The sequence below is a fragment of the Arthrobacter sp. zg-Y750 genome, from assembly GCF_020907365.1.
GTDB lineage: Bacteria > Actinomycetota > Actinomycetes > Actinomycetales > Micrococcaceae > Arthrobacter_B.
In genome coordinates, this window is sequence record NZ_JAJJOC010000002.1 from 104,421 (window position 1) to 121,336 (window position 16,916).

Genomic DNA, 16,916 nt, shown 5'->3' on the forward strand with positions numbered 1-16,916 from the left:
CCTAGGCTCCCGGGTAGGTCAGGAAAACGGTTTCATTCTCGCCCTGGAGGCTGACGTCCCAGCGCAGCCCGCCGTCCGCTTCACGGGTGGCAATGAGCGTACGCCGGCGCTCCTCGGGGAGCGAGGACAGCAGGGAGTCGCGGGCCAGGGCCGCTTCATCGTCCGGCAGGTACATCCGCGTGTGCAGCTTGTTCAGAAGGCCGCGGGCAAAAATGACAACGGAAATAAAGGGCGCGGAGCCTGTCTCGGCAGGACCGGGATTCACCGTGGTGAATGTGTAGTTTCCGGCATTGTCCACCGCCGTGCGTCCCCAGCCGGTGAAGGTGTACCCGTCACGGACGAGCGAACCTGCCCGCTGCGCAATGTTGCCCGCGGCGTCGGCCTGCCAGATTTCCAGCAGGGCGTCGGGAACGGGGTCCCCTGCGCCGTCCGTGACCGTGCCCTGCAGCCGCACACTGCCGGGCATGCCCGGCGCCGCCAGCTGGTTGTCCTTCGCGAAAGGGAGGGCATAGCCGTAGAACGGCCCGATAGTCTGCCCGGGCGTGGCAGTCAGCTTCTTCTCGCTCATTACTGTGCGTCCTCGTCTTCCATCCACGTGCGGTTGCTGCCGCTGAGCACAATGTCCCAGTTATAGCCGGTAGCCCATTCGTGGGCGGTGATGTTGTGGTCATACGTTGCCACCAGCCGGTCCCGGGCCAACTGGTCGGTAATGGACTGGTAGATCGGGTCCAGCGCAAAGAGCGGATCGCCGGGGAAGTACATTTGGGTGATCATCCGCTGGGTGAAGTCGGTGCCGAAGAGCGAGAAATGGATGTGCGCCGGCCGCCAGGCGTTGTGGTGGTTTTTCCACGGGTAAGGTCCGGGCTTGATGGTGGTGAACTCGTAGAACCCGTCATCCGTGGTGAGGCAGCGGCCCACACCGGTGAAGTTCGGATCCAGCGGCGCCGGGTGCTGGTCCCGTTTGTGGATGTAGCGTCCGGCGGAGTTGGCCTGCCATATTTCCACCAGCTGGTTCCGCACCGGCCGGCCGTCGCCGTCGAGGATGCGGCCGCGCACGATGATCCGCTCCCCCATGGGCTCGCCGTTATGCTGGATGGTCAGGTCACTCTCCAGCGCGTGGACGTCCTGATGCCCGAAGGCCGGGGACCACAGTTCAATGGTTTCCGGATCCACATGGCGGGGATCCTTGGTGGGGTGGCGCAGGAGGGAACTGCGGTAGGGAGAGAAGTCCACGCGGGGTTGGGTTTCCTCCGCGGCGCCGTCGTCCAGCGTTTTGCCGTAGGCCGCGTGGATACTGCCGATCTCGGCCGAGATTTGGTCCTGGGTGGCCTCTGCAGCGTCCGGTTTTTCAACGACATGGCTGTTCGAGAAAAGATCCTCTTCCATTTCCATGGTTTTCCTTTCGGTGGAACGCACCGTCGCGCTCCGGCTATTCTCCAAGCATCCACGTGGTGGGGACCACACTACACTGCCTGTTCACTTCAAGTACAGGTGTTCGCAATGCGAACGGGTTAGGCGTTGGGCCAGCCGGTGTACGCCTCGGCGAGATAGGCGCTGCCGTGCCGGGAGCCGACGACGCCGCCCAGTTCACCGAGCGCACGCTTGCGTTCGAACGGGCCGGCGTCAGCCCGCGTGTGCAGCATGGACGTCATCCAGTAGCTGAAGTTCTGCGCCCGCCATACCCGCTGCAGGGCCTTGTCACTGTAGCCCTCCAGCAGATCCCGCGAGCCGGTTGCGTAGAAGGAATCGACGGCTTCGAAGAGGACCCGGACATCGGCCAGGGCCAGATTAAGCCCCTTGGCACCGGTGGGCGGGACAGTGTGTCCGGCGTCGCCGGCAAGGAAAAGGTTCCCGTACCGCAGCGGTTCGCAGACGTAGCTGCGGAACTTCAGCACGGACTTGTCGAAAATGGATCCGCGCTGCAGCCCAAAACCGTCCGGGCCGTCTACCCGTGCCTGCAGTTCATCCCAGATCTGCTCTTCGCTCCATGCCGCCGGATCCTCGTCCGGATCACACTGGAAATACATCCGCTGCACGGTGTCCGAACGCTGGCTGATCAACGCGAACCCGCGGTCGGAGTTGGCATAGACCAGCTCCGGGGCGCTGGGCGGAGCAGCGGTAAGGATTCCGAACCAGGCGAAGGGGTACTCGATGAAGTTGTCCGTGCGTGCCTCGGCGGGAATGGAGCGCCTGCAGATCCCGCCGGAGCCGTCGGAGCCAACCAGGATGTCGCAGTGGATCTCGTACCCGGTCCCCGCCGCATCGGTGAAGCGGATCTTGGGGACGTCCGTGGCCAGGTCCGCTACGGCGGTGTCAGAGACGCCGTACCGGACGTCGCCGTTGTCCCGGGCCCGGGCCGCCGCCAGGTCGGTGAAGACCTCGTTCTGCGGGTACAGCCAGACGGACTCCCCCACCAGGTCCTCGAAGTCGAGGCGGTGGCTTTCGCCGCCGAAGCGCAGGTCGATGCCCTCGTGCCGGGTGCCCTTATCCAGGACCCCGCTGCCGACGCCCGTCTCGGTAAGCATCCGGACGCTGCCGTGTTCCAGGATGCCGGCCCGGTGGGTGGTGCGGATGGTTTCGTGGTCCCGTTTCTCCACCACTATGGAGTCGATGCCGGAGGTGGAGAGCAGATGCGAGAGCATCAGCCCGGCCGGGCCTGCGCCCACTATGCCGACCTGCGTCTTGAGGATAGTGCGCCCTGCGCCCATTGATTACTCCCTTGGAATCTTGTAGCGGACACTACCTCCAAGTGTGGCTGCCGGCACACGGGAGAGCCAAAGTGGCTCCCCCGTACAGCGCCGTTCCGGGTTAAACGCGGCAGGTCCCGCACCCTTGAGGGTGCGGGACCTGCCGTTAGTGCGCGCTTTCCTTAGCGGAAGTCGCTGCCCATGTCGTAGTCATCCAGCGGGATGGCATGGAACTCGGGGCTTAGGCCGCCGTCGACTCCGGCGTAGTCGAAGTCGCTGAAGGCGCTCGGGCCGGTGAACAGGTTGGCCTTTGCTTCTTCGGTCGGCTCGACAGTGACCTCGGTGTAACGGGGCAGGCCCGTTCCGGCCGGGATCAGCTTACCGATGATGACGTTCTCCTTGAGGCCGAGCAGCGGATCGCTCTTGCCTTCCATGGCGGCCTGCGTCAGGACGCGGGTCGTTTCCTGGAAGGAAGCTGCGGACAGCCAGGACTCGGTGGCCAGGGAGGCCTTGGTGATACCCATCAGTTCCGGACGGCCCGAAGCAGGCTTCTTGCCTTCCGAAACCACGCGGCGGTTCTCGCTTTCGAAGCGGCGGCGTTCGGTCAGCTCACCCGGGAGCAGATCGGAGTCGCCGGACTCGATCACGGTCACGCGGCGCAGCATCTGGCGGACAATGACCTCGACGTGCTTGTCGTGGATGCCCACACCCTGGCTGCGGTACACGCGCTGGACTTCGTCCACCAGGAACTCCTGTGCCTTGCGCGGGCCGAGGATACGGAGGATCTGCTTGGGATCCACCGCACCGAAGACCAGCTGCTGGCCAACCTCGACGTGGTCGCCGTCGGCAACCAGCAGGCGGGCACGGCGCAGGACCGGGTACGCGATTTCCTCGGAGCCGTCATCGGGAGTGACAACCAGACGCATCTGGCGGTCGGTCTCTTCGATGGTGACCCGGCCCGCGGTCTCGGAGATCGGAGCAACGCCCTTGGGGGTACGTGCTTCGAAGAGCTCCTGGATACGGGGCAGACCCTGGGTGATGTCCTCAGCGGAAGCAACACCACCGGTGTGGAAGGTACGCATGGTCAGCTGGGTACCCGGCTCACCAATGGACTGTGCGGCGATGATGCCCACGGCCTCGCCGATGTCCACGGTCTTACCCGTGGCCAGGGAGCGGCCGTAGCAAAGGGCACAGGTACCGACGGCGGACTCACAGGTGAGTACGGAGCGGACCTTGATGTCGGTGACACCGGCTTCGAACAGCTTCGCGATCAGCACGTCGCCAACATCGTCGCCGCCCTTGGCCAGGACGTTGCCCTGGTCATCGGTGACGTCGGTGGCCAGCGTACGGGCGTAGGCCGAGTTCTCGACCTCTTCGTGCAGCTGCAGTTCGCCGTTGGCATCCGGAACCGCGATGGTCACGTTCAGGCCGCGCTCGGTACCGCAGTCTTCCTCGCGGACAATAACGTCCTGGGAAACGTCCACCAGGCGACGGGTCAGGTAACCCGAGTTGGCGGTACGAAGGGCGGTATCGGCAAGACCCTTACGGGCACCGTGGGTGGCGATGAAGTACTCCAGCACCGACAGGCCCTCACGGTAGGAGGACTTGATCGGGCGGGGGATGATCTCACCCTTAGGGTTAGCCACCAGGCCGCGGATACCGGCGATCTGCCGGACCTGCAGCCAGTTACCACGGGCACCGGAGGACACCATGCGGTTGATGTTGTTGAATTCGGGCATGTTCGCCCGCATTGCAGCAGCAACCTCGTTGGTGGCCTTGTTCCAGATGTCGATCAGTTCCTGGCGGCGCTCGTCTTCAGCGATCAGGCCCTTGCCGTACTGGCTTTCAACCTTGGCGGCCTGGGCTTCGTAGCCTTCCATAATGGCCGGCTTGTCGATCGGAGCCGCGATGTCGGAGATGGCGACGGTAACGCCCGAGCGGGTGGCCCAGTAGAAACCGGCGTCCTTCAGGTTGTCCAGCGTGGCAGCCGTGACGACCTTCGGGTACCGCTCGGCGAGATCGTTGACGATCGCGGAGAGCTGGCCCTTGTCCGCAACTTCCGGCACCCACGGGTAATCCGCAGGCAGCGTCTGGTTGAAGATGACCTGTCCGAGGGAGGTTTCGATGAGGGCAGGAGTGCCCTCTTCCCAACCTTCCGGAGCGGGCTGGCTTGCGCTGGGGACAAAGCCGTCAACACGCATCTTCACCAGCGAGTTCAGGTGCAGCTCGCCCATGTCGAAGGCCATGATGGCTTCCGACATCGAACCGAACACACGGCCTTCGCCAACAGCACCGGGGCGCTTGGTGGTGAGGTGGTGCAGGCCGATGATCATATCCTGCGAGGGCAGGGTGACCGGGCGGCCGTCGGACGGCTTCAGGATGTTGTTCGAGGACAGCATGAGGATGCGTGCTTCAGCCTGGGCTTCGGGGCTCAGCGGCAGGTGCACTGCCATCTGGTCACCGTCGAAGTCAGCGTTGAAGGCGCCGCAGACCAGCGGGTGCAGCTGAAGGGCCTTGCCTTCAACAAGCTGCGGCTCGAAGGCCTGGATGCCGAGGCGGTGCAGGGTGGGTGCACGGTTGAGCAGCACCGGGTGTTCGGTGATGATCTCTTCCAGTACGTCCCAGACCTGCGGACGGAAACGCTCGACCATGCGCTTGGCGCTCTTGATGTTCTGGGCGTGGTTGAGGTCAACGAGGCGCTTCATCACGAACGGCTTGAAGAGCTCCAGGGCCATCTGCTTGGGCAGACCGCACTGGTGCAGCTTCAGCTGCGGGCCAACCACGATGACGGAACGGCCGGAGTAGTCAACGCGCTTACCCAGCAGGTTCTGGCGGAAGCGGCCCTGCTTGCCCTTGAGCATGTCGGACAGCGACTTCAGCGGACGGTTGCCCGGTCCGGTGACCGGACGGCCGCGGCGGCCGTTGTCGAACAGGGAGTCAACAGCTTCCTGGAGCATGCGCTTTTCGTTGTTCACGATGATCTCGGGGGCACCGAGATCCAGCAGGCGCTTCAGGCGGTTGTTGCGGTTGATCACGCGGCGGTACAGGTCGTTGAGGTCGGACGTCGCGAAACGGCCGCCGTCGAGCTGGACCATCGGGCGCAGTTCCGGCGGGATGACCGGGACGGCGTCCAGGACCATGCCCAGCGGGCTGTTGGAGGTGGTCAGGAATGCGTTGACAACCTTCAGGCGCTTCAGGGCACGCGTCTTGCGCTGGCCCTTGCCGTTCTGGATGATGTCGCGCAGGTTCTCCGACTCGGCCTGCATGTCGAAGTCTTCAAGACGCTTCTTGATGGCTTCGGCACCCATGGAGCCTTCGAAGTACAGGCCGTAGCGGTCCCGCAGTTCGCGGTAGAGGCCTTCGTCGCCTTCCAGGTCGCCGACCTTGAGGTTCTTGAACCGGTCCCAGACCTGCTCGAGGCGCTCGATGTTGTTGTCGGCATCGCGGCGGACCTTGGCCATCTGGCGGTCGGCGGAGTCGCGGGCCTTCTTCTTGTCGGCAGCCTTGGCGCCTTCGCCTTCCAGGCGGGCAAGCTCGCCTTCGAGGTCCTTGGCGATGGCAGCGATGTCGGAGTCGCGCTGGTCGACGAGGTGCTTGCGCTCCAGGTCGTGCTCGGCCTGCAGGTTCGGCAGTTCGGCGTGGCGGTTCTCTTCGTCAACCGAGGTAATCATGTAGGCAGCGAAGTAGATGACCTTCTCGAGGTCCTTCGGTGCCAGGTCCAGCAGGTAGCCCAGGCGGGAGGGAACGCCCTTGAAGTACCAGATGTGGGTCACGGGAGCGGCGAGCTCGATGTGGCCCATCCGCTCGCGGCGGACCTTGGCACGGGTAACCTCGACGCCGCAGCGCTCACAGATGATGCCCTTGAAGCGCACGCGCTTGTACTTGCCGCAGTAGCATTCCCAGTCACGGGACGGACCGAAGATCTTTTCGCAGAAAAGACCGTCCTTCTCCGGCTTCAGGGTTCGGTAGTTGATGGTTTCCGGCTTCTTGACTTCGCCGTAAGACCAGCCACGGATTTCATCCGCGGTGGCAAGGCCGATTCGCATGAGGCCGAACGTGGAATCGTTGGACATGGGTCCCTGTTCTCTCTTGTTCTCTAAATCTGAATGTCTCGGGTGCGGAAAAGACTGAAGGTGACCCACCCTGCGTCCGCCGGACGGTTCGGGTTAGGCGGCTTTAATATTCCTGCGAGCTCTGCGAGCAAGGAATTTCGTTGCCGCCGTTCCGAACCGCCCGACGAACTCCCGGGCGGATCTACCAGCTAAACCTCTTCGACGGAGCTGGGCTCTGCGCGGGACAGATCGATACCCAGTTCCTCCGCGGCCCGGAAGACTTCTTCATCCGAGTCACGCATTTCAATCGTGTTGCCTTCGGTGGAGAGGACTTCCACGTTCAAGCAGAGCGACTGCATTTCCTTGATCAGGACCTTGAACGATTCCGGAACACCGGGCTCCGGGATGTTTTCGCCCTTGACGATGGCTTCGTAGACCTTCACGCGGCCATGGATGTCATCGGACTTGATCGTGAGCAGTTCCTGCAGCGTGTAGGCGGCGCCGTACGCCTCCAGGGCCCAGACTTCCATTTCACCGAAGCGCTGGCCGCCGAACTGTGCCTTACCACCCAGCGGCTGCTGCGTGATCATGGAGTACGGCCCGGTGGAACGTGCGTGGATCTTGTCGTCCACCAGGTGGTGCAGCTTCAGGATGTACATGTAGCCGACCGAGATCGGGTCCGGGAACGGCTGGCCGGAGCGGCCGTCGTACATCCGGGCCTTGCCCGAGGCGCCGATCAGGCGGTTGCCGTCACGGGTCACGTTGGTGGAGTCGAGCAGGTTGACGATCTCATCCTCGCTCGCGCCGTCGAACACCGGAGTGGCAACCGTGGTGGGGCCGGTCTCGCGGGGCAGGTTCGGCAGGTCCTTGACCCAGTCCGGCTCGCCCTCGATCTTCCAGCCCTGCTTGGCAGCCCAGCCCAGGTGGATTTCCAGGACCTGGCCAACGTTCATTCGACCCGGAACACCAAGCGGGTTCAGGATGATGTCGACCGGGGTTCCGTCTTCCATGAACGGCATGTCTTCGATCGGGAGGATCTTGGAGATGACGCCCTTGTTGCCGTGGCGGCCGGCCAGCTTGTCGCCGTCCGTGATCTTGCGCTTGTGCGCCACGTAGACGCGGACCAGCTGGTTCACGCCCGGGGGCAGCTCGTCGTCGTTGTCGCGGTCGAAGATACGCACGCCGATGACGGTTCCGGACTCGCCGTGGGGAACCTTCAGGGAGGTGTCGCGTACTTCGCGGCTCTTCTCGCCGAAGATGGCGCGCAGCAGGCGCTCTTCGGGGGTCAGTTCCGTTTCGCCCTTCGGGGTGACGCGGCCAACCAGGATGTCGCCGGCTTCAACCTCTGCACCGATGTGGATGATGCCGCGCTCGTCGAGCTGGGACAGCACCTCTTCGGAGACGTTGGGGATGTCGCGGGTGATTTCCTCGGCACCAAGCTTGGTGTCGCGGGCGTCAACCTCGTGCTCCTCAATGTGGATGGAGGTCAGGACATCGTCGGAGACCATGCGCTGGGACAGGATGATGGCATCTTCGTAGTTGTGGCCTTCCCATGACATGAATGCCACGAGCAGGTTCTTACCAAGGGCCAGTTCACCCTGGTCCGTTGCGGGACCGTCGGCGATGATGCTGTTGACCTCGACCCGGGCGCCTTCGGAGACCAGCACGCGCTGGTTGTAGGCGTTGCCCTGGTTGGAGCGCTCGAACTTCATGATCGGGTAGCTGGTCTCGGTGCCGTCGTCGTTCATGACGGTAACGAGGTCAGCGGAAACCTCGGTGACAACACCGGGCTTCTTGGCGGTCACGGAGTCGCCGGCGTCAACTGCGGTGTACTTCTCCATGCCGGTGCCCACAACGGGGCGCTCGGAACGGAGCAGCGGCACAGCCTGGCGCTGCATGTTCGCACCCATGAGGGCGCGGTTGGCGTCGTCGTGCTCCAGGAACGGAATCAGGGCCGTGGCCACCGACACCATCTGGCGCGGGGAGACGTCCATGTACTCGACCTCGTCGGGCTCGACCAGGACGGGCTCGCCGGAACCGCCGCGGGCACGGACGAGGACCAGGTCCTCTTCGAAGTGCTGATCGGCGCGCAGCGGAGCGTTTGCCTGGGCAATGGTGCGCTCAACTTCGTCATCGGCGGTCAGGTAGTCGACCTTGTCGGTGACGACGCCGTTCTCCACCTTGCGGTACGGAGTCTCGATGAAGCCGAAGGCGTTGATGCGGCCGTAGGAAGCCAGCGAACCGATCAGGCCGATGTTCGGGCCTTCAGGGGTTTCGATGGGGCACATGCGGCCGTAGTGGGACGGGTGGACGTCTCGGACTTCCATGCCTGCACGGTCACGGGACAGACCACCCGGGCCCAGCGCGGACAGGCGGCGCTTGTGCGTCAGTCCGGCAAGCGGGTTGTTCTGGTCCATGAACTGCGAGAGCTGGGACGTTCCGAAGAACTCCTTGATGGCAGCCACAACGGGACGGATGTTGATCAGGGTCTGCGGCGTGATGGCCTCGACGTCCTGGGTGGTCATCCGTTCGCGGACCACACGCTCCATGCGGGACAGGCCCGTACGGATCTGGTTCTCGATCAGTTCGCCGACGGCGCGGATGCGGCGGTTGCCGAAGTGGTCGATGTCGTCGACCTCCACGCGGATGTCGACGTCGCTGCCGTCGCGCTTGCCCGGAACGGTCTTCTCACCGGCGTGCAGTGCCACCAGGAACTTGATCATGGCGACAATGTCGTCATTGTTCAGGACCGATGCGTCGGAGTCCGTCAGGGGCTTGTCGATGCCCAGCTTGCGGTTGATCTTGTAACGGCCAACCTTGGCCAGGTCGTAGCGCTTCGGGTTGAAGTACAGGTTTTCCAGCAGCGTCTTTGCAGCCTCGACCGTGGGCGGCTCGCCCGGACGCAGCTTGCGGTAGATGTCCAGCAGGGCATCTTCCTGGGTTTCCGTGGGGTCCTTTTCCAGGGTGGCACGGATGGAGTCGTACTCGCCGAAGGTCTCGAGGATCTGGCCTTCGGTCCAGCCCAGCGCCTTCAGCAGCACGGTGACGGACTGCTTGCGCTTGCGGTCCAGGCGGACACCCACCTGGTCGCGCTTGTCGATTTCCAGTTCGAACCATGCACCGCGGGAAGGAATGATCTTCGCGGTGTAGATGTCCTTGTCACTGGTCTTGTCCGCGGTGCGCTCGAAGTAGGCACCCGGGGAACGGACCAGCTGGGAAACAACGACACGCTCGGTGCCGTTGATGACGAACGTTCCCTTGTCAGTCATGAGGGGGAAGTCGCCCATGAACACGGTCTGCTGCTTGATTTCGCCCGTGTTGTTGTTCATGAACTCGGCCTTCACGTACAGCGGAGCCGAGTACGTAGCGTCCCGGTCCTTGCACTCGGCCATGGTGTACTTCGGGTCGGCGAACTCCGGCTCCGAGAAGCTCAGGGACATGGTGCCCTGGAAGTCTTCGATCGGGGAGATTTCCTCGAAGATGTCAGCCAGACCGGAGGTGGTGGCAATACCCTGTTCGCCGGTCTCCCGTGCCTTTTCCACGCGCGCCTTCCAGCGCTCGTTGCCGACGAGCCAGTCAAAGCTGTCTGTCTGCAGGGCAAGAAGATTGGGAACGTCAAGCGGTTCGTGAATCTTTGCGAATGAAATCCGGGAAGCTGCGTTCTCCGGATTAGTAGCGGTTTCGTTATTAGAGGTGCTCGAGGCGACCAAGAGGGATCCTTCCACAGACCTTCAGGCGTGTTTCGCGCTTCCTCCCCTGCACTGCACGGACCGAGTCCGTGTGCGTCCCGGTGTCCGGCAAAGGGCACATCCGAGGGTTACGGATACTGCCCGGCACGGAACATAGCCCACCGCTATATGAAGGCTGAAGGTTAACAGGAGGAAGCAAATATCCACTATAGGGCATTATGGGCATACAAGTCTACCCGGTTTCGTCAAGCCTGCTGCACTCAACCCGTGTCGGATGGCACCGGGAGCGCAATCCCGGCTGCAACCTCGCGTAGGACCCCGCTTAGGATCCCGTGTATTCGGGGAGTAACAGGCAATAACCGTCCGGAACAGACCAATAGCAATCCAACAACAGTCGGTAACAGACAATCGGTAACCGACAATCGGTAACAGACGAGACACCGGCGCACCGTTCACGCATCGGATACAGATACCTTACCGCAAGATTCCCCGAATGTGGTGGCCGGGGGTGCCTCCCGGCGCACCGGGGCGCCCGCCGGCCCAGGCGGGCGCCTAACCGTGTGAGATCCCTCTCCCCGGCCCCGGCGGTTGGCGTACCCTTGATCCAGCATTCGATGACGAATACAACACAAAGGACTGAACCAGCCATGAGCAACTCCGCAGCCCCCGGGGCAGCAGCCGTGACCGAAGTGGTAATCGTTGGTGGAGCGCGCACCCCGCAGGGCCGGCTCAACGGCCAGCTTGCCCCCTTTACCGCCGTTGAACTGGGCGCCTTCGCCATCGCCGGCGCGCTGGAGAAGTCCGGCGTCCCTGCTGCGGATGTAGACAGCGTCATCATGGGCCACGTGGTCCAGGCCGGCTGCGGGCAGAACCCTGCCCGCCAGTCCTCGATCAAGGCGGGCATCAGCTGGGACGTTCCCGCCGTTACCGTGAACAAGGTCTGCCTCTCCGGCCTGGCCGCCGTCATCGATGCCGCACGCCTGATCCGCGGCGGGGAGGCCACCGTTGTGGTGGCCGGCGGCCAGGAATCCATGTCCCGCGGCCCGCACCTGCTGCCCGGTGCCCGGCAGGGCTGGAATTACGGGAACATTTCCGCGCTTGACTCCGTGGCCCACGACGGCCTGACCGATGCCTTCGACAACGACTCCATGGGAATCTCCACGGAGCGGGGCAACACCAAACTGGCGATTAAGCGGCTGGAACAGGACGAAGTGGCCGCGGCCTCGCACCAACGGGCGGCGGCGGCCATGGAAGCGGGGATCTTCGACGCCGAGATCGTCCCCGTCACCGTTCCGCAGCGCAAGGGCGAGCCGCTGGTGCTGACACTCGATGAAGGCGTACGCCCCGCCACCACCGTGGACACCCTCGCGAACCTGCGCCCGGCCTTCGACCCGGAGGGAACCATTACGGCCGGCAACTCCTCACCGCTTTCCGACGGCGCAGCGGCCCTGGTCCTAGCCACCCGCGGCTACGCCGAGGCGAACGGTTTGGAAATCCTCGCCTCCGTTGGACTGCCCGGCCAGGTCGCCGGTCCGGACAACACCCTGCATTCACAGCCGTCCAATGCACTTTCCGCCGCGCTCGAACGGGCCGGATGGAGCGTCTCGGACCTGGACTTCATCGAGATCAACGAAGCCTTCGGCGCTGTGGCCGTGCAGTCCCTGAATGAACTGGGCATGGACCTGGAACAGTGCAACCTGCACGGCGGGGCAATTGCCCTGGGCCACCCGATCGGGGCGTCCGGTGCCCGGCTGGCCCTGACCGCCGCACACGAGCTGTTCCGGCGCGGTTCCGGCCGGGCCGGCGTCGCACTGTGCGGCGGCGGCGGGCAGGGTGAAGCCCTCCTGCTGTTCCGCGAAGACTCCTAGGCCGCCAGCGACAGGGCCGCCGTCGCCGCCGTCACGGTGACGACGGCGGCAACTGAGCTCGCTGCAATAAAACGGCCCCAGCGTACGGCCACCCCCATGGAGCGCATCCGGTCATACCAGAGCAGGGTCGCGAGGGAACCCCAGGGCGTCACGATCGCCCCCATATTGACCCCCACCAGCAGCGCGGCGAGGCGGACGGGAGTGTCCGCCGCCGGTTCCAGCGCAAGGTAGGCCGGGAGGTTGTTCACCGCGTTGGACGCAACGGCACCCGCACCGGCCAGCTGCAGCAGATCGCCAAAGCCTTCCCCCGAGCCCGCGGCCTGCGCCAGCAGGGTGGCCAGCCCGTGGCTGTGGGCCGTCTGGACCAGGACGAACAGGCTCACGGCCAGGACCACCGGCATCACCGGAACCATGTCCCAGGCAAACGCGCTCCGCTGCCGGACCAGGAATCCCGCGGCCAGGATGATGGCCGCGGCGGAGGCAGGAATGGCTACGTGGATGCCGCTGACGAGAGCCGGCAGCAGCAGGGCCACTACTGCCCCGCTCAGCACCAGAAGCCCGCGGTCCGGCACCGTAACCGGCTCGGACGGGCCCGTGTACCTGCCGCGCAGGAAGCGCCGGAAGGCAAGCCACAGGAGCGCCGCGGGCACCAGGATGCCGGCGGCCGCCGGAGCCCAGACGGTCGCCGCGTATTCGAGGGGGTGCAGATCGGCCTTTTCCTGGGCCAGCAGGTTGGTGAGGTTCGAAACGGGCAGCAGCATGGACGCGGTGTTGGCCAGCCAGACCGTGCTGAGCGCGAAAACAATGGGAGGGAGCCTGGCCTCCACAGCCAGCGCCACGACCAGCGGAGTGATCAGCACAACGGCTGTGTCCAATGAGAGGAAGATGCTGGAGGCCGAGGTCAGGCCCAGGACCAGCACCCACAGGGCAAAGGTCCGGCCGCGCCCCAGCCGGGCAGTGAACCGGGTCAGCACCCGGAAGAGTCCTGCGGCGTCAGCGAGGTAGCTCACGACGGTCGCCGCCGTCACGAACACCAGGATGGGACCGATACGGCCCATCAGCGCGCTGAACTCGGCAGGCGGCAACGCTCCGCTGAGCACACACGCCGCCGCGGCCGCTGCCAGCGGTCCCAGGATCAGTAGCTGCCGCATTGGTAAGTGGTTCCCTTGCTTCGTGCCGCTTCCCGCGGCTGCTGGTAGGTGGACACCGGACATATGGACACTGGGGATATGGACACTGGGGATGCAGAAAGACCCCGTCCGGAGGACGGGGTCTTTCTGTGTTTCACAGCCGAGGCTGCGAAAAGGAAAACTACTTGACGGTGACGGTGGCGCCGGCAGCTTCGAGAGCTTCCTTGGCCTTGTCAGCGGCTTCCTTGTTGGCACCTTCGAGGATGGCCTTCGGAGCGCTGTCAACCAGGTCCTTGGCTTCCTTCAGACCCAGGGAAGTCAGGGCACGGACTTCCTTGATCACTGCGATCTTCTTATCGCCGGCAGCTTCGAGGATGACGTCGAATTCAGTCTTCTCTTCAGCGGCCTCAGCGGCACCGGCGGCGGGACCGGCAACGGCAACGGCAGCAGCGGTAACGTCGAAGGTCTCTTCGAAGAGCTTCACGAAGTCGGAGAGCTCGATGATGGACAGTTCCTTGAAGGCTTCAATGAGCTCTTCGTTGGTCAGCTTCGCCATGGTGTGGCGTCCTTCCTATAGTTGGTGCGCGCAGGCACCGGAGATTGGATGAGAAGAGGTTTTACTCTTCGGTGGCTGCTTCTGCGGCCGGAGCTTCTTCTGCAGCGGCCGGAGCCTCTTCTGCAGCGGGAGCAGCGGGAGTGCCGCTCTCCTCTTCGAGCTTCAGGCGCAGTGCATCAGCCGTGCGTGCCAGCATGGACATCGGTGCCTTGAGGACACCGGCGACGCGTGCAAGCTGGAACTCACGGGACTCAAGAGCAGCCAGTGCGGCTACACCGGAGGCATCCAGGGCATTGCCCTCGAAGATACCGGTCTTGATGATGAGCTGCGGGTTGGACTTGGCAAAATCCGTCAGGCTCTTAGCAGCTGCAACTGCGTCTCCCTTGATGAAGGCGATTGCAGTAGGTCCGGCAAGCTGGCCTTCGAACGCGTCGATGCCGGCTTCCTTGGCTGCAATGCCAGTCAGGGTGTTCTTAACGACCGAGTACTTGGTGTCCTGGCCGAGCGAACGACGCAGCTCCTTGAGCTGTGCAACGGTGAGCCCGCGGTATTCGGTTAGGACAGCAGCGGTCGATTCCTTGAAATCAGTGGTGATCTCCTCGACTGCTGACACCTTTGTTGGCGTTGCCATAACCCTCCTTCCGGGGAAATAGTGCCGGTGGATCGGGTCCCGAACATAAAAAACGCCCCGGGCAGATGCACGGGGCTTCACTCTACGGACTAATCCGGAGTGCAGTTCGTTCACCTGCGCAGGCCGCCCTTTAGGCAAGGGACTTTCGGATGTATTTCCAACCGTAGTCCACACGCAGAGAACTGAAGGTTCAGCCTCACGGTGGGATTGAATGCACATCGACCGACGGTCTTTGGTAGTTCAAGAGTACGGGACATTCGGGCAGGGGACAAATCCCGGCGGATCAGGCGGAGGCCAGCTGTTTCTGCCACTCCCCCGCGTATCCGACGGCACGGAATCCCAGCTGCTCGTTAATGGAGAGCATGTACCGGTTTTCCTCGGCATTCCAGGTGTACACGCGCTCGGCCCCGGGAACGGCTTCCCGCAGGCGCGCCAGATTCGCGGCCTTCATCAGCATCCCCAGCCGGTGGCCCCGGTGGCCTCCCAGCACCAAGGTGTCGTCCTGGTAGGCCACGGAAAGGTTGTTCCGGAAGACCTCCAGGACGGTATGCCCGGCCAGCTCCCCGGAACCGGCGTGCCGGGCGGCGCAGACCAGCGACTCGTAATCCATCTCTACTTCCCGGGCCTCGGCCTCCCGCACCCGCGCCTCGTCCCAGGCCTCTTCGGCCAGATCCAGGCCGCCCTGGGGTGCATCTGTGCTCATCTTCTGCCGCAGCTGCGCATACGCCCCGACGAGGTCCTGCGGGCAGGCGCCGCGCCAGAACACCAGTTCATAGCCGGCGCGCGCTGCCGCGGCGGCCTGCTCCTGCAACGCGTTTCCGCCGTCGTAATCCGAGAGGTCCAGGCGGCTGACACGGTCCACCAGTTCCAGCCGGAAGCCGAGCTTGGCGGCGAAGGAGGCCGCGGCGTCGTTCGGAATGAACCGTGCCGTATCGGTGCCCGCCAAGTCTTCACGGTCCGGGTCAACATCGGCTTTGCCGACCCCCACGAGGTGCTCGGTCTCCGTCATCAGCATGCGGCGGCCGTTGGCGGCGGCCAGCTGCTCGGCGGCGAAATACAACTGCGTGCCCACCCCCTGCCGCCGGGCATCCGGGGCGACCACAACATTGACGTTTCCGGTGTGCAGGTTGTCGGTGAGCGGAAGGTTCAGCTGGACCACACCCAGAATTTCTCGCGATTCCACGGCCCGTGCGGCCAGGATCAAGCGCCGCCGGGTAGGAGTGCTGCTCCGGCCTGCCAGCTGGGACTGCGGCGTTCCGTAGAAATCATCATTGCCCCAGATCTCGCGCTGCTGGGTATTCATCAGGTCTGCGATGGCCAGGAAGTCCGCGCCGCCCGGCCCGTCCAGGCTTGCCGGGACCGCAACATGCTCGATGGAAATCTGTGTCATGGCCCACATCCTGCCGGAGAACGGCGCCGGTGCCAAAAACGCGGCCCCTGCCGGACAGCAAAAAGGCGGCCGCAGCGAAAAGCTGCGGCCGCCTCAAGCAGAAGGAAACCCTTCCGAAGATGCTCGAAGACTATGCGTCTGCGAGAACCTTGGTGACGTTGGGGTCAACGGCAATGCTCGGGCCGAACGTGGTGGACACGGTGGCCTTCTGGATGTAGCGGCCCTTGGCAGCCGACGGCTTCAGGCGCAGGACTTCTTCCAGGGCGGCTGCGTAGTTCTCAGCCAGCTTCTGGGAATCGAAGGACACCTTGCCGATGATGAAGTGCAGGTTGGAGTGCTTGTCGACGCGGAAGTCGATCTTGCCACCCTTGATGTCCGAAACGGCCTTGGCGACGTTCGGGGTTACCGTACCGGTCTTCGGGTTCGGCATGAGGTTACGCGGGCCGAGCACGCGGCCCAGGCGGCCGACCTTGCCCATCATGTCCGGGGTAGCCACTGCTGCGTCGAAGTCGGTCCAACCTGCGGCGACCTTTTCGATCATGTCGTCGGAACCAACGAAGTCGGCGCCGGCAGCGATTGCTGCTTCAGCCTTCTCGCCGGTTGCGAAAACGAGGACGCGGGCCGTCTTGCCGGTGCCGTTGGGCAGGTTGACCGTGCCGCGGACCATCTGGTCAGCCTTGCGGGGGTCAACGCCCAGGCGGAAAGCCACCTCAACGGTTGCGTCGAACTTGGACGGGTTGGTGTCCTTGGCCAGCTCTACAGCCTCGACCGGTGCGTACAGCTTGTCCGCATCGATCTTGGCTGCAGCTGCTTCATATGCTTTGCTGCGCTTTGCCATCTGCTTTTTCTCCTTGTGCAGTTGTGGTCTGTCGGACCGCGCCCGGCCCTGCCACGCGCCGGTCCCGTTGGGGGC

11 protein-coding genes are annotated in these 16,916 nt (G+C 64.0%); 1 reads left to right on the top strand and 10 read right to left on the bottom strand.

Translation table 11 applies throughout. The features are described from left to right. Window position 1 precedes the first annotated feature (1 nt). From pcaG to rpoB, 5 genes are all read right to left on the bottom strand, one after another. Complete coding sequence (gene pcaG / locus LOC57_RS01505) at window positions 2–568, bottom strand: protocatechuate 3,4-dioxygenase subunit alpha (protein WP_229957682.1); 567 nt, start codon at window positions 566–568, stop codon at window positions 2–4. Next, complete coding sequence (gene pcaH / locus LOC57_RS01510) at window positions 568–1,386, bottom strand: protocatechuate 3,4-dioxygenase subunit beta (protein WP_229957683.1); 819 nt, start codon at window positions 1,384–1,386, stop codon at window positions 568–570. Before pcaH ends, pcaG begins: the two co-directional genes overlap by 1 nt. Before the next feature lie 125 nt (window positions 1,387–1,511). Continuing rightward, window positions 1,512–2,708, bottom strand: coding sequence for a 4-hydroxybenzoate 3-monooxygenase (locus tag LOC57_RS01515; protein ID WP_229957685.1), 1,197 nt, complete (start codon window positions 2,706–2,708; stop codon window positions 1,512–1,514). A gap of 161 nt (window positions 2,709–2,869) precedes the next feature. Further along, window positions 2,870–6,760, bottom strand: coding sequence for a DNA-directed RNA polymerase subunit beta' (locus tag LOC57_RS01520; protein WP_227912786.1), 3,891 nt, complete (start codon window positions 6,758–6,760; stop codon window positions 2,870–2,872). A gap of 188 nt (window positions 6,761–6,948) precedes the next feature. Continuing rightward, a complete protein-coding gene (gene rpoB, locus LOC57_RS01525; RefSeq protein ID WP_227912785.1) occupies window positions 6,949–10,449 on the bottom strand; it encodes a DNA-directed RNA polymerase subunit beta in 3,501 nt (1,166 codons plus the stop codon). Between the two features lie 626 nt (window positions 10,450–11,075). On the opposite strand from rpoB, the gene LOC57_RS01530 reads away from it, so the two are divergent. Next, complete coding sequence (locus LOC57_RS01530) at window positions 11,076–12,296, top strand: acetyl-CoA C-acetyltransferase (RefSeq protein ID WP_229957687.1); 1,221 nt, start codon at window positions 11,076–11,078, stop codon at window positions 12,294–12,296. Here LOC57_RS01530 and LOC57_RS01535 read toward each other — a convergent pair. The 5 genes from LOC57_RS01535 to rplA all read right to left on the bottom strand — a co-directional run bounded on the left by LOC57_RS01535 (window position 12,293) and on the right by rplA (window position 16,841). Further along, on the bottom strand, window positions 12,293–13,447 hold the full coding sequence (locus LOC57_RS01535) for an SLC13 family permease (protein WP_229957689.1): 1,155 nt from the start codon (window positions 13,445–13,447) through the stop codon (window positions 12,293–12,295). The two genes, LOC57_RS01530 and LOC57_RS01535, sit on opposite strands and share 4 nt — an antisense overlap. 160 nt (window positions 13,448–13,607) lie before the next feature. Continuing rightward, the gene (rplL, locus tag LOC57_RS01540; RefSeq protein WP_227912782.1) at window positions 13,608–13,982 is read right to left on the bottom strand and encodes a 50S ribosomal protein L7/L12; all 375 of its coding nucleotides are present in this window, start codon (window positions 13,980–13,982) and stop codon (window positions 13,608–13,610) included. A 61-nt stretch (window positions 13,983–14,043) separates the two neighbouring features. Next, a complete protein-coding gene (gene rplJ / locus LOC57_RS01545) occupies window positions 14,044–14,613 on the bottom strand; it encodes a 50S ribosomal protein L10 (protein WP_227912781.1) in 570 nt (189 codons plus the stop codon). A 283-nt stretch (window positions 14,614–14,896) separates the two neighbouring features. Then, complete coding sequence (locus tag LOC57_RS01550) at window positions 14,897–16,003, bottom strand: GNAT family N-acetyltransferase (RefSeq protein ID WP_229957691.1); 1,107 nt, start codon at window positions 16,001–16,003, stop codon at window positions 14,897–14,899. Between the two features lie 130 nt (window positions 16,004–16,133). Beyond that, entirely contained in the window at window positions 16,134–16,841 is a 708-nt protein-coding gene (gene rplA / locus LOC57_RS01555; RefSeq protein ID WP_227912779.1) for a 50S ribosomal protein L1, read from the bottom strand. Window positions 16,842–16,916: the final 75 nt, after the last annotated feature.

What these genes read in the sequence shown, in the direction of transcription:
- LOC57_RS01530 (WP_229957687.1), top strand. Translation starts at nt 11,076, where the DNA reads ATGAGCAACTCCGCAGCCCCCGGGGCAGCAGCCGTGACCGAAGTGGTA.
- rplA (WP_227912779.1), bottom strand. Translation starts at nt 16,841, where the DNA reads ATGGCAAAGCGCAGCAAAGCATATGAAGCAGCTGCAGCCAAGATCGAT.
- LOC57_RS01535 (WP_229957689.1), bottom strand. Translation starts at nt 13,447, where the DNA reads ATGCGGCAGCTACTGATCCTGGGACCGCTGGCAGCGGCCGCGGCGGCG.
- LOC57_RS01520 (WP_227912786.1), bottom strand. Translation starts at nt 6,760, where the DNA reads ATGTCCAACGATTCCACGTTCGGCCTCATGCGAATCGGCCTTGCCACC.
- pcaG (WP_229957682.1), bottom strand. Translation starts at nt 568, where the DNA reads ATGAGCGAGAAGAAGCTGACTGCCACGCCCGGGCAGACTATCGGGCCG.
- LOC57_RS01550 (WP_229957691.1), bottom strand. Translation starts at nt 16,003, where the DNA reads ATGACACAGATTTCCATCGAGCATGTTGCGGTCCCGGCAAGCCTGGAC.
- rplJ (WP_227912781.1), bottom strand. Translation starts at nt 14,613, where the DNA reads ATGGCAACGCCAACAAAGGTGTCAGCAGTCGAGGAGATCACCACTGAT.
- rplL (WP_227912782.1), bottom strand. Translation starts at nt 13,982, where the DNA reads ATGGCGAAGCTGACCAACGAAGAGCTCATTGAAGCCTTCAAGGAACTG.
- LOC57_RS01515 (WP_229957685.1), bottom strand. Translation starts at nt 2,708, where the DNA reads ATGGGCGCAGGGCGCACTATCCTCAAGACGCAGGTCGGCATAGTGGGC.
- pcaH (WP_229957683.1), bottom strand. Translation starts at nt 1,386, where the DNA reads ATGGAAGAGGATCTTTTCTCGAACAGCCATGTCGTTGAAAAACCGGAC.